The sequence below is a fragment of the Ottowia oryzae genome (assembly GCF_003008535.1).
Taxonomy (GTDB): Bacteria; Pseudomonadota; Gammaproteobacteria; order Burkholderiales; family Burkholderiaceae_C; genus Ottowia; species Ottowia oryzae.
On sequence record NZ_CP027666.1, the window covers coordinates 3345588 to 3360753 of the forward strand.

General features: G+C 66.7%; 13 protein-coding genes. 5 read left to right on the top strand and 8 right to left on the bottom strand.

The features are described 5' to 3' along the window. The first annotated feature begins 50 nt into the window (after nucleotides 1–50). The 3 genes from C6570_RS15280 to C6570_RS15285 all read left to right on the top strand — a co-directional run bounded on the left by C6570_RS15280 (nucleotide 51) and on the right by C6570_RS15285 (nucleotide 2848). Nucleotides 51–776, top strand: coding sequence for a DUF8168 domain-containing protein (locus tag C6570_RS15280; RefSeq protein WP_106703978.1), 726 nt, complete (start codon nucleotides 51–53; stop codon nucleotides 774–776). A gap of 74 nt (nucleotides 777–850) precedes the next feature. Beyond that, nucleotides 851–1363, top strand: coding sequence for a hypothetical protein (locus C6570_RS18025; RefSeq protein WP_123812278.1), 513 nt, complete (start codon nucleotides 851–853; stop codon nucleotides 1361–1363). Between the two features lie 282 nt (nucleotides 1364–1645). Beyond that, complete coding sequence (locus C6570_RS15285) at nucleotides 1646–2848, top strand: MFS transporter (protein WP_106703979.1); 1203 nt, start codon at nucleotides 1646–1648, stop codon at nucleotides 2846–2848. A gap of 246 nt (nucleotides 2849–3094) precedes the next feature. Here the strand turns inward: C6570_RS15285 and ntrC are convergent, their stop codons facing one another. The 6 genes from ntrC to C6570_RS15315 form a co-directional block, all read right to left on the bottom strand. Then, nucleotides 3095–4675, bottom strand: coding sequence for a nitrogen regulation protein NR(I) (gene ntrC / locus C6570_RS15290; protein WP_106703980.1), 1581 nt, complete (start codon nucleotides 4673–4675; stop codon nucleotides 3095–3097). Between the two features lie 79 nt (nucleotides 4676–4754). Then, complete coding sequence (gene glnL / locus C6570_RS15295) at nucleotides 4755–5843, bottom strand: nitrogen regulation protein NR(II) (protein ID WP_211297610.1); 1089 nt, start codon at nucleotides 5841–5843, stop codon at nucleotides 4755–4757. 72 nt (nucleotides 5844–5915) lie between these two features. Then, nucleotides 5916–6479: a hypothetical protein gene (locus tag C6570_RS15300; RefSeq protein ID WP_211297611.1), complete on the bottom strand. Its 564-nt coding sequence runs from the start codon at nucleotides 6477–6479 to the stop codon at nucleotides 5916–5918. Between the two features lie 162 nt (nucleotides 6480–6641). Next, a complete protein-coding gene (glnA, locus tag C6570_RS15305; RefSeq protein WP_106703981.1) occupies nucleotides 6642–8057 on the bottom strand; it encodes a type I glutamate--ammonia ligase in 1416 nt (471 codons plus the stop codon). A 234-nt stretch (nucleotides 8058–8291) separates the two neighbouring features. Beyond that, on the bottom strand, nucleotides 8292–9164 hold the full coding sequence (locus tag C6570_RS15310; protein ID WP_106703982.1) for a competence/damage-inducible protein A: 873 nt from the start codon (nucleotides 9162–9164) through the stop codon (nucleotides 8292–8294). Next, complete coding sequence (locus C6570_RS15315; protein ID WP_106703983.1) at nucleotides 9154–10044, bottom strand: EI24 domain-containing protein; 891 nt, start codon at nucleotides 10042–10044, stop codon at nucleotides 9154–9156. Before C6570_RS15315 ends, C6570_RS15310 begins: the two co-directional genes overlap by 11 nt. Nucleotides 10045–10233: 189 nt before the next feature. Here C6570_RS15315 and C6570_RS15320 point away from each other — a divergent pair, with 189 nt between their 5' ends. Next, nucleotides 10234–11859, top strand: coding sequence for an MATE family efflux transporter (locus tag C6570_RS15320; protein ID WP_425437891.1), 1626 nt, complete (start codon nucleotides 10234–10236; stop codon nucleotides 11857–11859). Between the two features lie 278 nt (nucleotides 11860–12137). Here the strand turns inward: C6570_RS15320 and C6570_RS15325 are convergent, their stop codons facing one another. Beyond that, nucleotides 12138–13079 (bottom strand): bestrophin family protein, encoded by a 942-nt coding sequence (locus tag C6570_RS15325; protein ID WP_106703985.1) that lies wholly within the window; start codon nucleotides 13077–13079, stop codon nucleotides 12138–12140. A 246-nt stretch (nucleotides 13080–13325) separates the two neighbouring features. Between C6570_RS15325 and C6570_RS15330 the strand changes: the two genes are divergently transcribed. Next, nucleotides 13326–13961 (top strand): ParB-like protein, encoded by a 636-nt coding sequence (locus C6570_RS15330; protein WP_106703986.1) that lies wholly within the window; start codon nucleotides 13326–13328, stop codon nucleotides 13959–13961. A 136-nt stretch (nucleotides 13962–14097) separates the two neighbouring features. Here C6570_RS15330 and C6570_RS15335 read toward each other — a convergent pair whose 3' ends face one another. After that, on the bottom strand, nucleotides 14098–15111 hold the full coding sequence (locus C6570_RS15335) for a sterol desaturase family protein (RefSeq protein WP_106703987.1): 1014 nt from the start codon (nucleotides 15109–15111) through the stop codon (nucleotides 14098–14100). Between the last annotated feature and the right edge of the window lie 55 nt (nucleotides 15112–15166).

The window sequence follows — 15166 nt, forward strand, 5'->3', positions numbered from 1 at the left end:
TTGCGCAGAAAGTACGGCACAACGCCCGGGCAATCCTAGTTAGACCTTACATGACACTTCAGTACCTACTCCAAGGCGTTGTGCTTCCGGAGCGAGCCCAGCTCTCGCTTGGGTTTTCCTTGGGTTTTTCGCAAACGACTTCTCACGCCGACAGCGAAGCTCACATAAGCATTATCCTTAATCAAATAGCGGTAACAGTAGAGAGTTCGCATGAATGGGACATCTTCGATCTGAGGAATGTCGTGCTGAACTTAGTTCGAGGTCAATTGGACGCGATCGGCTACTTGATTGGGCACGCCTATGACCTTGAAATCACTCGCGTAATCAATCTCGAACGTTCAATCGATTATGTCTTCGGCATTGATATGCCGTGCATCTCCTGTCGCGGACAGCCAATTGACCTGGCGGCATCCCTCATTGAACTTCGCGGCAAGCTGACCGGGTTTCGAGGCATCTTCTTGCATCGGTGCTTTGCAGATCTCGTATCGGCCATGAAGAACGCTGAAGACACTGGATTTTACTGCTACCGTGCATTGGAGTCCTTGCGACATCACTGTGCTGCAGCGCATGACCTATCAAATAACAGTAAGAAGGCCCAGTGGGAGAAATTTCGCCAAGTGGCTAGCACAGACCGGGAATCTATTGAGCACATCAAGGCCGCGGCGGACCCAGCGAGGCATGGCGAGGCAGTAGGCATCACTGGTGAGAGGCGCGCTAAACTACTGACCGCAACATGGAATATCGTCGATTCATACCTCGCTCAGGTGGTAGGGTAAGGTTTAACAAATCATTCAAGCCAACGCCGCTTCACGGCACAGTTTAATTCAGGAATTTTTACTCAGGACACCTCATGGACTGGATACCGGCCCTACTCAAGCATCTAGGTTTGTCACGTTCATTGATCGGCGCAGTATTCATCACCGCGCTCACGCTCTACGTGGGGCCTAGACTCGCGCCTGCATACGTTGATTCCGTTCCAAAAGAGTGGGCTGTAGTTGTGGTCGGGTCGCTCGTATTCTCAGGCGCGCTTCTACTCTTTTGGGCACTATCGTTTACATACGAATCGCTTGGCAGGCGTTGGAAACGAGCCGTATCAGCACGCGCATCGCGCGAGTTGAACCAGAATGAAATAGACCTCTTACGTGCGATGGGCGAAGTGCCGCGGGAATCGCTAAATTTCGATGAAATTAATTACGAGCAGGTGGAGCTTACTCGCTTGGAAGTACTTGAACTTGTACATGGACTACAGCGCAAAGGATTGATCTCTATTAACCAGTTTAACTCCGGTCTATTTTCTCTCTCACCTATGGGGCGACAGCGTGCGCTTGAAATTCAGCAAAACTCTAAGAGAAATTCGACATAGCGATGTTCTAACCCAGCATTGCAGCCGCCGGCCTTCGGCGGCAGCTGAACTCTAGCTTTAGTCTGCCCCTCTCGTATGTCGCCAGCCCCTACCTATTTAGGGCTCATTCATTTGTTCGAGCCCTCTACCGCCCGGGTGTGGCGCGGCTTCCAGGCTTTGTGGTGTTTGGCCTCCAACGCAGTGAATGCCTGCGCAAGCAGCCTGCCCATTGCTTCTCTTTTAATAGCTGCCAGCGCAACCCCCTCTAGCGCCGAGGCCACTTTTCATGCCAAAAAACCACCCATGACCAACCGCCAACTCCTGCGCCTGATGGTCGGCCAGGTCTGCATCCACAGCGCGATGACGGGCACGCGGCTGGCGGCGCCGCTGTTGGCGCTGCAGTTGGGTTACAGCCCGGCGGCGGTGGGGGTGTTGTTGTCGCTGTACGCGCTGTCGCCCTTGTTTCTGGCGCTGCCGTCGGGCCGGCTGGCCGACCGCACCGGGTTGCAGTTGCCGGTGCGCTTATCCACGGTGGCGGCCTTGTTGGGGGCTGGGCTGGCGGCGGCGTGGCCGGTGTTTCCGGTGCTGTGCCTGTCGGCGATGTTGACGGGCGCGTCGGCGGGCACCACGCAGATTGCGCTGCAGCGGCACGTGGGGCGGTCGGCGCGCGATACCGAGCAGCTCAAGTCGCTGTTCAGCTGGATCGCCATTGCGCCGCCCACGGCCAACTTTCTGGGGCCGCTGGCCTGCGGCCTGCTGATCGACTGGGCGGGGCCCACGCCGGCGCACCTGACCGGTTTTCGCGCGGCGTTTGCGCTGATGGCGCTGCTGCCTTTGCTGGGCTGGCTGCTGATCCGCTCTGCGCCCGAGGCCGCCCTGCCCGCGCCGCCCACGCCGGGGGCTGAGCGCCGGTCCGTGTGGGATTTGCTGGCCATGCCCAGCATGCGCCTGCTGCTGCTGACCAACCTGCTGCAATCGGCCGCGTGGGATGCGCACACTTTCGTGGTGCCGATCCTGGGGCACGAGCGTGGCTACGCGGCTTCGACCATCGGCGCGCTGCTGGGTGCGTTTGCGGTGGCGGCGGCGCTGGTGCGCGTGGTGTTGCCACGGCTGACGGCGCACGTGGCCGAGTGGCGGGTGATTTACACCGTGACGCTGGTGACGGCGGTGATGCTGTCGGCCTACCCGCTGATGCCGGGGCCGCTGGCCATGGGCATGTGTTCGGTGGTGCTGGGGCTGGCGCTGGGATCGGTGCAGCCGATGGTGCTGGTGCTGCTGCACCGCATCACGTCCGAAGACCGCCAGGGCGAGGCGATGGCGCTGCGGGTGATGACGATCAATGCGTCCAGCTTTTTGCTGCCGATGGTGTTCGGCTCGATCGGCGCGGTGACGGGCGTGGCCGGGCTGTTCTGGCTGGTGGGGACGCTGGTGGCCGTCAGCTCACGCGCGGTGCCGCTGCTCAAGGACGTGGGGCGGCCGGAGTCGAGCGGCCAAACAGATTCATAAAGTAATCGGCCTTTGGCGCTGGTGCAGCCTGCGCTGGCAGCTACGTTTTATATAGCAAATTACCGCTGGCAGAAGGCGGTGGTTCGCGCGTTGGCGCCGCCGGCGGCGTTCGCCTGCGCCGCCGCGCCCGATGAACGTGGCGGGCGGCAGGCGCAGCACGGGCAGGTGCGCAGCCGGCTCGAAAAGCCCCACGCCCGCGCGCGGCCCCGTGCAGGCCGCGCGGGCCGTGCAGGCACTGCAGCGGCCTTAGTCGTCCAGCCCCAGCTCCTGGATCTTGCGCGTGATGGTGTTGCGGCCAATGCCCAGGCGCTGCGCCGCCTCGATGCGGCGGCCGCGCGTGCTGGTCAGCGCCGCCTGGATCAGGCGGGCTTCGGCGCGGTGCATGACGCGGTCCCACACGTCGGCATGGCCTTCGGCCAGCAGACGGGCGGCGTCGGCCTCCAGCCCTTCTTCCCAGGCGGTGGCTTCGCCCACGGGGCCTGCGCTGGGCGCAGCGGCGCCGATTTGGGTGGGCGGCGCAAAGCCTTTGACCAGATCGGCGTAGGGCGCGGGCGTGCCTGCGGCCGCTTCGTACACCAGGCCGCCCTGGTCAGACCGGGGCGCTGCGGCGTGGTGGGCGACGGGCTCGGGCTGGCTGGCGGCGGGCGTGCCTTCGGCGCGCGGCGGTATGGCCAGCACTTCGGGCGGCAAATCCTTCACCTCGATCACCTGCGACGGCGCCATCACCGTCAGCCAGTGGCAGATGTTCTCCAACTGGCGCACGTTGCCCGGGAACGAGAACCCCGACAGCCGTGTGAGCGCCGTAGGCGACATCTGCTTGGGCTGCACGCCCAGCTGGCGCGCGCTTTGGGCAAGAAAGTGCCGCGTCAGCGCGGGGATGTCCTCATGCCGCTCGCGCAGCGGAGGCAGGCGCAGGCGGATGACGTTCAGGCGGTGGAACAGGTCTTCGCGGAACGCGCCGTCGGCCACGCGCTGCTCCAGGTTCTGGTGCGTGGCGGCGATCACCCGCACGTTGGCCTGCACCGCCTGGTGGCCGCCCACGCGGTAGAACTGCCCGTCCGACAGCACGCGCAGCAGGCGCGTTTGCAGGTCAAACGGCATGTCGCCGATTTCATCGAGGAACAGCGTGCCGCCCTCTGCCTGCTCAAAGCGGCCACGGCGCAGCGTTTGCGCGCCGGTGAAGGCGCCGCGCTCATGGCCGAACAGCTCGGATTCCAGCAAGTCCTTCGGAATGGCGGCGGTGTTGATGGCCACGAAGGGGCCGTTGGCGCGCGTGGAATGCTTGTGCAGCGCGCGCGCCACCAATTCCTTGCCGCTGCCCGATTCGCCGGTGATCAGCACCGTGACCTGGCTGTTGGACAGGCGGCCAATGGCGCGAAACACGTCTTGCATGGCGGGCGCCTGGCCCAGCATTTCGGGGGCGACCTGCGCCTGAACGTCGGCCACGGCTTCGCGCTGGCTTTCGGTGACGGCGCGGCGGATCAGCTCGACCGACTGCGACACGTCAAACGGCTTGGCCAGGTAGTCGAACGCGCCGCCCTGGAAGGCCGACACGGCGCTGTCCAGGTCGGAGAACGCGGTCATCACGATCACGGGCAGCTGCGGCAGCTTTTCCTTGACGGTGGACAGCAGCTCAAGCCCGTTGCCACCGGGCATGCGGATGTCGCTGACCAGCACGCTGGGGCCGGGCATGTCGGGCTCGCCCAGCGCGGCGAGCACGTCGCGCGGGTTGGAGAAAGAGCGCGTGGGCAGCGACTCACGCGCCAGGGCCTTTTCGAGGACGAAGCGGATGGAAGGGTCATCGTCGACGATCCAGATCGGCTGCATGGGGGACTTCTTTCCTGCGTCTAGGGGTTGGCACAGACGGTGGCCCCCGGCTGGCGCCCGACTGGCGCCCCCTGCCCCGCTACCCCTGGGATGCCGAGGGCAGCGGAATCAGGATCCGGAAATCCGTCTTTCCAGGCTCGCTGTCCAATTCGATCAAGCCACCGTGTTGCTGCACGAAGGTCTGCGCCAGGGTCAGCCCCAGGCCACTGCCTCCGTCCCGCCCCGAAACCAGGGGCTGGAACACACGGTCCTTGATCGCTTCTGAAACACCGGGCCCGTTGTCAATGACATGCAATTCCAGTGCCAGTCTATAGCGCTGTCGCCCAAAGGTTACCTGCCGCAACACCCGCGTGCGCAGGGTGATCTGCGCGTCACCCTGCGCGATGCGCTCGGTCAGCGCCTGCGCGGCGTTGTGCACGACGTTCAGCACGGCTTGAATCAGCTGCTCGCGGTCGCCGCGCAGCTCGGGCAGCGAGGTGTCGTAGTCGCGCACCACCTTCAGCCCGCGCGGAAACTCGGCCAGCACGACGGAGCGCACGCGCTCGCACACCTCGTGGATGTTCACTTCGCCCAGCACCTGCCGGTGGCGGTGCGGCGCCAGCAGGCGGTCGACCAGCAGCTGCAGGCGGTCGGATTCGTGGATGATGACCTGCGTGTATTCGTGCAGGCTGCGGTCGGTGATCTCCATCTCCAGCAGCTGCGCCGCGCCGCGAATACCGCCCAGCGGGTTCTTGATCTCGTGCGCCAGGTTGCGAAACAGCTCTTTGTTGGCGCGGGCCTGGTCGGCCAGGCGCTCTTCGCGCTCTTGCCGGGCCTGCTGCTCCAGCGGCAGCAGCTCAACGATGATCTCGCCCGCGCGCTCGGTCTGCGCGACGATGGCGTGCACGGTCATTGGTTCACCCGCTTGGGGTTTCAGCTGCGCGTCGTAGCGCAGCGCCGCGAAGCTGTTGCCGCGCACGCCCAGCAGCGCGCGCTCCAGCGTGCCGCCCTCGACGAAGTAGGCCAGAAAGCGGCTGCCTTCGATGGTGCGCCACGACAGGCCCAGGGCGTTTTCCAGCGCGGCGTTGGCAAACAGAACCACGCCGTCGTCGTCGACCACCGCCACGAGCGTGGGCAGCATGTCGAAGGCCTGAAAACGGGCGGGATGGGGTCGGCGAGGGACACCCATGCGGTGGACTCCGGAAACAGAAAGCACAAACGCGGCGCACCAGGCGCCGCGGGCGAAGGCAAAACGGTGGAATTAGCGGCTGAAGCGGCCCAGTTCGCGCTTCAGGCCGTCGATGTCCGACTGGTTGCGGGCGATGGAGGCCTTCATCTCGGCCACGCGGTCCAGGTACTTCTGGTAGTTGCGCTCGTTGCCCTGGCGCTCGGGCTCGCCGTTGTTGTATTCCTTGCGCAGCTCGGCCTGGCGCGTTTCGGCACGGCGCAGCTCTTGCTCGAGGATGGTCTTGGCGTCAGAGTCGCGCGCGCGCTGGTCGGGCGTGTCGATGCGCGGGGCCGACGGCGGCGCGCTGGCGGTGGAGGGCGACGAAGAGCCACCACCACCGCCGCCGCCACTGGCGCGCGCCGGGCTGGGGCTGGGGTTGGAATACGGGGCGGGCGCTGCCCCCACGGACGCCGTGGTGCCGCGCACGATGGTCACGTTGCCGCCTTCCACCAGTTTGCAGCCTGAACGGCCCTTGATCTGGTTGGTGTATTCGTTGCCGCAGCGGTAAACGCGCTCTTGCGCAGTGGCGGGCAGCGCCGCGCCCAGCAGGCTGGCGGCGGCCACCAGGGAGGAAATCAACAGGGAAGCTTGGGTCATCGTCGGTCTCCAGGGCTGGGCAGCGGCCAGCGCCGGGGATCAAAAGTGGAAGTATCGGCCATGTAGACCCGGTTCGTCACCCAGTGTTCCCGGCGCCAAATGGAAAAAGGCGGCACTAAGGCCGCCTTGTTTCACTTCCGTTGTGAACAGATCACACGGCTTTCACAGCGAATAGTACATGTCGTACTCAACCGGGTTCACGTTCACGCGCACGCGGGTGACTTCGTTCATCTTGAGATCGATGTACGCATCCAGCATGGAATCGGTGAACACGCCGCCTTTGGTGAGGAAGGCGCGGTCCTTGTCCAGCTCTTCCAGGGCCTGGTCCAGGCTGTGGCAGACGGTGGGCACCAGCTTGTCCTCTTCGGGCGGCAGGTGGTACAGATCCTTCGTGGCGGCTTCGCCCGGGTGGATCTTGTTCTCGATGCCGTCCAGGCCAGCCATCAGCAGGGCCGAGAAGCACAGGTACGGGTTGGCCATCGGATCGGGGAAGCGCGCTTCGATGCGGCGGGCCTTGTCGCTGGCGACGTGCGGAATGCGGATCGAGGCCGAGCGGTTGCGGCTGGAGTAAGCCAGCTTGACCGGTGCTTCAAAGTGCGGCACCAGGCGCTTGTAGCTGTTGGTGCTGGGGTTGGTGATGGCGTTCAGCGCGCGGGCGTGCTTGATGATGCCGCCGATGTAGTGCAGCGCCGTGTCCGACAGGCCGGCGTAGCCCTTGCCCGCAAACAGGTTCTTGCCGCCCTTCCAGATGGACTGGTGCACGTGCATGCCGCTGCCGTTGTCGCCGTGGTAGGGCTTGGGCATGAAGGTGGCGGTCTTGCCGTAGGCATCGGCCACGTTCCACACCACGTATTTCAGGCGTTGCGTCCAGTCGGCGCGCTCGACCAGCGTGCTGAACTTGGTGCCGATTTCCATCTGGCCTGCACCAGCCACTTCGTGGTGGAACACCTCGACCGGAATGCCCATGGCTTCGAGCAGCAGCACCATTTCGGCGCGCATGTCGTGCGTGCTGTCCACCGGCGGCACGGGGAAGTAGCCGCCCTTGACGGTGGGACGGTGGCCGCGGTTGCCGCCTTCAAGCTTCTCGCCGCTGTTCCAGGGGGCTTCGTACTCGTCGATCTTGTAGAAGCTGTGGCCGGGCTCGGTGCTCCAGCGCACGCCGTCGAAGACGAAGAATTCAGGCTCGGGGCCGAAGTAGGCGGTGTCGCCAATGCCGGACGCCTTCAGGTAGGCCTCGGCGCGGCGGGCCAGCGAGCGCGGGTCGCGCTCATAGGCCTTGCCGTCGCCCGGCTCCAGCACGTCGCAGGTCAGCACCAGGGTGGATTCTTCGTAGAAGGGGTCGATGTGTGCCGTGGATGCGTCGGGCATCAGCAGCATGTCGGAGGCTTCGATGCCTTTCCAGCCGGCGATGGACGAGCCGTCGAAGGCGTGGCCTTCGCTGAACTTGTCTTCGTCAAACGCGGAGACCGGCACAGTGACGTGCTGTTCTTTGCCACGGGTATCGGTGAAGCGGAAGTCGACGAACTTGCACTCGTCTTCCTTCACCATTTTCATCACGTCTGCGACCGACTTGGCCATCTGAAATCTCCTGATCGGATTGGTGGTTCAAACAAAAAAGCTCACGCTCTGTGCAGCAGCTTCCGTGCCAGCCTGCGAAGGGCGGGTGCAGCAGCCGCCCAAGCGGCTTGCGCATCGGTAGCGATTGTGCCTTCACTTGGGGCGCGCCTGCGGCCTTTCGGAACGCCGTTCGGGCAGTCGCTCAAGTCGATGGCACCAATGTTGTGCACGCACGGAAATTGCACCAATGTTGTGCTACGTGGTGCGCACTATTTCGGGGCCGTAGCGCAGATCCAGCGGCGCCAGCCAGGCGCGCAGGTCAGCGTAGGCGGCTTCGGCGGCGGCAGGTTCGCCCTTGACGCCCAGGTCGATGTGCATGCCGTAGGTGGGGTGGTCGACGCTGGGCAGGCTGAAGACTTTCACGCCAGGGTGCGCGGCCTCGACCCGTTCCATGACGGGGGTGAGCGTGGCTTCCATGCCGCCAAAGACGATGACGGATTTTTCCAGCCAGGCGCCGCGCCGAAAGTGCGCGGCCCAGTCGGTATCCAGCGCCCAGGCCATCATCGGCCAGGCCATGACGGGAAAGCCCGGTGCAAAATACATAGCACCTCCCGCAGGCGTGGCCAGCGCAAACCCCGGAATCTTGTTGTAAGGGTTGGGCATGATGCGCGCGCCCTCGGGGAACATGCCCATGTTCAGGCGGTGCAGGTTGTCCGGGCGGTCGGGCTCATACGGCAGGCCCTGCTCGCGCGCGGTGTCGGCCATGCGTTCCTGGATGAGGCGCTTGGCTTCGGGGTGCAGCACCAGCGGCAGGCCAAAGGCGGCGGCGGCGCACTGGCGGGTGTGGTCATCGGGCGTGGCGCCGATGCCGCCGGTGCAGAAGACGACGTCGCCCGATTCGCGGGCGCGCCGCAGCGTGGCGGTGATGCGGGGCGGCTCGTCGCCCACGTACTCTGCCCAAGACAGGTGCAGCCCGCGTTCGGCCAGCAGTTCGACAAAGTGCGGCAGGTGCTTGTCCTGGCGCTTGCCGGAGAGGATTTCGTCGCCGATGACGATCAGCCCGAAGGTGGGCGGGTGGCTATCCAAAGGCCGGTCAACTGGGGCGGGTTGGGGGGTTTCAACGCTCATGGTGGGGCAAGGCGGGCGGGGCTTGTGCTTCTAATTCAATAGCTGATGGCGCAGTTGGGGCGGGCGCCAGAGGCGGTTTTTTACCTTCATTTTCACGCTGGGCCTGCAGCGCGGCCAGGCAGTAGTGGGTGAACCACAGCGACGAGAAGGCGAAGACGAGGGTGTAGATCCAGATGGCTATTGGAATCAGCAGCGCAAAGGCCACGGCAAACAGCGCGAAGGACGCCCACACCACGCCGGGCGCGGCGCCCAGGTACCCGCAGACGATGCCGATCATCAGCAGCGGCGTGCGGTGCGCCTTCATCAGCGCGCGGCGCTCGGCGGGGCTGGCGTGTTCGCTGAGGGCGTCGTAGCTCATCACCCGGTAGGTCAGCCAGCCCCAGATCAAGGGCGGCAGCAGCAGGATGAGCGGCGGCACCAGCCACAGCGGCAGCGACACCCCCAGCGCCAGCATGGCCACCAGCGTGTTGCCCAGCGACCAGGCCACCGAACCGACGAACGACGCCCCGCCGCGCCGCTCCAGCGCCGGAAAGCGCCGCGCGGTGACCAGCTTGAGCATGGCGGGTGTCAGCAGCAGCGCCACCAGCAGCAGCGCACCGATGACGATCAGCGGCGTGGCCAGCACCACCAGCAGCAGCGGCGCCAGCGCTTCGCGCAGGGCGGTGGCGCCCAGCTTGTCCAGCCAGCCGCTCAGCGTGCCGATGACGGCCGAGCCGTCCAGCCACTGCGCGACGGCCGCCAACGCGGGCGTCCAGAAGAAGTACGTCAGCCCGCCGATCAGCACCAGCATCACCACCAGGGGCAGCAGCGACAGCACGATGACCCGCGGGTTCAGGCAGTAGGCGGCGGCGCGCCAGAATGAGTCCAGCACCAATCTCATGGGGCGCAAGCATACGCGCCGGGCTGGCCGCCTGGCGGCGCGGATCGGCCAACCGGCCGGCGCGACGGGCGAGCCGCCCCGGCCCTCCTCGCCCGGCTCTATGCGCCCTGCCCGTCGTCACCGCTGCGCCTGTGTACCGACGCAGGCTGTCGGACTGCGCTGGCAGCCAGCCACGCCGCCCTGCGCACAATGGCGCGGATGCCCGACGCCGCAGCCCACGCCCCATCTCCCACCCCCGCGCCCGGCGCGCAAACGCCGCACGGCGCCAGCCACCCCGGCGCCGAGGCCAGCCCTGCCCGCAGCACGCGCCCGGCCGCCCCCACGCGCGGCGCGGGCGTGCGCGACCTGACGCAAGGGCCCATCGCCCGCACGCTGCTGGTCTTTTCGCTGCCCATTCTGGGCGGCAACGTGCTGCAGTCGCTCAACGGCTCAATCAACGCGATCTGGGTGGGCCGCCACCTGGGCGAGGCGGCGCTGACGGCGACGGCCAACGCCAACAACGTGCTGTTCGCGCTGATCGGGCTGATCTTCGGCATTGGCATGGCGGCGACCATCCTGGTGGCGCAGGCGATGGGCGCGCACAACCTGCCCCAGGCCAAGCGCGTGATGGGCACCAGCGCCACCGTGTTCGGCCTGGCGTCGGTTGCCATCGCGGCGCTGGGCTGGCTGCTGTCGCGCCACATCCTGCGCTGGATGGGCACGCCCGCCGCGGCGCTGGATTTGGCCCAGTCCTACCTGCAGCTGATTTTTCTGGCCATCCCGCTGCTGTACCTGTTTGCCTTCGTGCAGGCGGTGCTGCGCGGCGCGGGCGATTCGCGCACGCCGTTCATGTTTCTGGTGCTGGTGGTGGTGCTGGACACGGCGCTGAACCCGTTGTTCATCTTCGGCTGGGGGCCGGTGCCGGCGCTGGGCATCAGCGGCTCGGCCCTGGCCACGCTGGTGGCCAACGCCATCAGCCTGACGGCCCTGCTGCTGTGGCTGCGCAGCCGCCGCCACCCGCTGTGGATCGGCCGCAGCGAGCGCGAGCTGTTTCGGCCAGACGTGGCGCTGGTGCGCACGCTGATCGGCAAGGGCCTGCCCATGGGCGTGCAGATGGTGATGATTTCGCTGGCGATGATCACCATGATCTCGATGGTCAATTCCTACGGCGTGACCATGGCGTCGGCCTACGGCGCGGCGCTGCAGCTGTGGACCTACGTGCAAATGCCCGCCATGGCGATTGGCGCGGCCTGCTCCACCATGGCCGCGCAGAACGTGGGCGCCGGCCGGTGGGACCGCGTGGGCGGCACGGCGCGCGCGGGCGTGTTGTGCAACCTGGCCATGACCGGGGTGCTGGTCGCCCTGGTGCTGCTGACCGACCGGCACACGCTGGGCTGGTTCCTGCCCGACGGCAGCGCCGCGCTGGAGGCCGCCCGCCACCTGAACCGCATCGCCATCGGCTCGTTCGTCTTCTTCGGCATCACCTTCGTGCTGTCGGGCGTGGTGCGGTCCACCGGCGCGGTGGTGCCGCCGCTGATCATCCTGGCCGTGGCGATGTGGGGCATTCGCGTGCCGGCGGCGCGTTGGCTGCAGCCGCTGTGGGGGTCGGACGCGATCTGGTGGAGCTTTCCGATCAGCGCCGTGTGCGCCGCGCTGATGGCGCTGGCCTACTACCGCTGGGGCGGCTGGCGCAGCGCCCGCATGCTGCCCGAATCGTGCATGGGCTGCCCGGCCGAAGTGGGCGGCCAGCCGCCCGCGCCCGTGGCAGCGGCCATCACGCCCGCCGCCGGGGGAGCGCCCGTGGCGGACGCCGGGGCGCGCCCTGCGGCGGCGTAGGCAGCGGGACGGTCGGTTGGCAAGTTGGCAAGTTGGCGAGCGGCCGGGCGACGCACCCACCTCGCCTTTGCGGCTTGCAAGCAGCGCACGCCACCGTCTGGCCGCACGCCTTGCTGCGCTTGCGGCCGCTGCTTTCACTTCTGAAGAAATAAGCCTCTGGCGCCCGCCCCACCAGCGATGGCAGCTACTCAATCCATAGCAAAAGGATTGCAACCCCACGGCGGGCCTTGGGCACCGGCTGGCGCTGCCGCCCGCAGGCCATCACGCACCCGCGCGCCTCAACGCAGCACAAAATCCACCGGGTGAGGCTCGGGCGTGCGCGGCAGCTCGCCAGCCATCGACAGCACGCTGGCCTCGATGCCGTGCGCCAGCGCTTCCAGCGCCAGGTCGTTCGGCTCGATGCCAAACGGGTCTTCCAGCTCGGCCCCCAGCGCCTCCAGCGCGAGGAAGGTGTAGGCGATGAAGCAGACGATCACCGGCGTCATCCAGCCCAGCGAATCGACCAGGCCGAACGGCAGCAGCACGCAGTACAGGTACACGCAGCGGTGGATGATCACCGTGTAGGTGAACGGGATGGGCGTGTTGCCGATGCGCTGGCAGCCGCCCAGCGCGTCGCACAGGTGGTCCAGCCGGCGCAGCATGGCCGGCACCACGGCGGGCGGCAGCCGCCCCGCGTGCGTGTGGCCCGCCACCCACTGGTGCAGCGCCAGCAGCAGCCGCGTGGTGGCCGACGCGGTGACAGGCGTCTTGGCCAGCAGCGCCGCCACCTCATCTGCGGGCAGAAAACGCGCCAGATCGGCCGCCGGGTCGGTGCCGCGCAGCTGGTGGCGCAGCGCCTGGGCAAACGCGCACAGGCGCAGGATGAAGTCGTGCGCGCTGGTGCCGTCGGCCGGTTGGGCCGGGTGCTGGGGCAGCGTCAACGCCTGGGCCGCCAGGCTGCGCGAGGCGTTCAGCAGGCTGCCCCACAGCGTGCGCGCCTCCCAGTAGCGGGCGTAGGCGGTGCTGTTGCGAAAGCTCAGGAAGATCGCTAGCGTGAGGCCGATCAGGGAAAACGGCACGAAGTTGAGCGACACCTTCCAGTCCAGCACGCGCCCGTGGATCAGCGTGGCCACCACCGCCAGCAGCGTCACGCCCAGCAGCCGCAGCGCAATGCGCGGCAACACCGAGCCGCGCACGACGAGCAGCAGGGCAAACCAGTTGAGCTTGGGGCGAACGATCATGAGAGTTGGGCAGTGCGGAACCTGGGCCGCTAGCGCCGCCCTGGGCAAGGGCGACGGCCAGCGGAGCAGCGGCGATGATAGGCGCGCTGGCGGGCACGCCGATGGGCGGCTGGCGCGAGTTGTGAAGCCACGCCAGCGCAACAACGCCCGCACGGCAGTCAAGCGCGTGCCCGCTCACGCAGCCCGGCCAGCCCGCAACGTCGCCACGCGCTACATTGCAGGCGTTTTCAGTCGCTGGAGTTGGCTATGCGCGCACAGTCGCATCTTGAAAGGGCCACGTTGGCCGATCTTCGACCCACGCAGATGACCGTCGGGACCGCCGAAGTGGTGGTCAAACGCGCGCAGTGGGCCGCGCTGAAGCGCAAGGCACGCAGCAAGCTGCTGGCTGAGCACTGGTTTCCGGCCGTGAAGGGCGCCGACGGGCACTTCTACATCGTCGATCACCACCACCTGGGCGTGGCCCTGCTGGCCGAGAAGGTGGATACCGTGTGGGTGATGCCGCTGGCCGACTTCAGCACGCTGGAGCACGACATGTTCTGGCGCGTAATGGAATTTCACCAGTGGGCGCACCCGTACAACGAAAAGGGCGAGCGCCGCGACTTCAACAAGATCCCGCAGCGCCTGACCGGCTTGGCGGACGACCCGTACCGCAGCCTGGCGGGTGCCGTGCGCCGCGCCGGCGGCTACGCCAAGGACGCGGCGCCGTACACCGAATTCCTGTGGGCCGCCTTCTTTCGCCCGCGCTTTCGCAAGACCGACCTGCACGTGGAGGGCGACCAGGGCCTGTCGCCCGCCATCGTCACCGAAGCCGTGGCGCTGGCGCGCAGCAGCCAGGCGCAGTTTCTGCCGGGCTGGTCAGGGGTGATTGCGCCGACGGCCTGAGCGCGGGGCACCGCCGCGCCATTCGTTGGCGCTGAAGGTGACGGCGTGACCATGGGCGGCGCGCACGGGTGCCCCCTTGCAGTTCAATGCGCACCAGATTGACGAGCTGCCACCGCGCCCCGCCTCGCGCCGGGGCTCAAACCGCCTTGGTATCGCCAGTCGGGTGGGTGGCGTGCTCGCCCTGCGCTTGGTCGGCACCCAACAACCGCTTCAGCCCCAGCCACTGCTGCGCCCAGAACCCCCGCCCGTAGTCGCGCCCGGCCAACACCTGGTCTTCGATGCCGGTGGGCTCGGTGCCACGGCGCCAGTCGACGCTGCGAAACAGCATGTCCCACCAAGGGAACAGCACGCCGTAGTTGCCGCCATACGGCATGCGCGCGGTGGTGCCGGGCTCGTGCCCCAGCGTGATAGCGTGGTGGCGGCGGTGGAAGCTGGGGCTGATCAGCAGCCGCTCGCCCACCCGGCCCCAGTGCCAGCGCAGGTTGGCATGCTGCAGGCTTTCCAGCAGCTGCGATACGGCCACCAGCGCCACGAACTGCGCGGGCGCCACGCCGATCAGGATGGCCACGACGACGAACAGGCTGTCGGTGAAGACCGAATCCAGCAGGTGGTTGCGGTTGTCGCTCCACATCGTCATCTGCCGCTGGCTGTGGTGCACGGCGTGCAGCTGCCACCACCAGTGCCAGCGGTGCTGCGCGCGGTGCACCAGGTAGCCGATCAGGTCGAACACCACCAGGTAGATGGCAAAGCTGACCCAGGCCTTGTCGGTCACGCCGGGCCACAGCTGGTCGATCTGCAGGGTGCGCATGCCGTGCGCGCGCAGCCAGCCGATGGCATCGGTCAGCCACACCTCGACGGTGAAGAACATCACCAGCTTGAACAGGCCCAGGCGGTGGATCAGGGTGTAGAGCACGTCCACCCAGATGGCGCGGCGGTCGCGCACGGGCTCAACGGGCCACAGGCGCTGCAGGGGGCCGATGACGCACACGATCAGCGCGATCTGCACGACGCCCACCAGCATCCAGCCGGTGGCGTCAAAGCCGTCTTCCAGCAGGTTGCCCGAGCCTGCCCAGAAGGCAAAAGGCACCACCAGCGTTTCAAACACCCATTGCTGGGCGCTGGCAAAGGCGTCGGTGAGTTGGTTCAACATGGGGTTAACAAATCCATCTGTCCGGGGCGCTGCGGCCGCCGCAGCGATGCGAAGC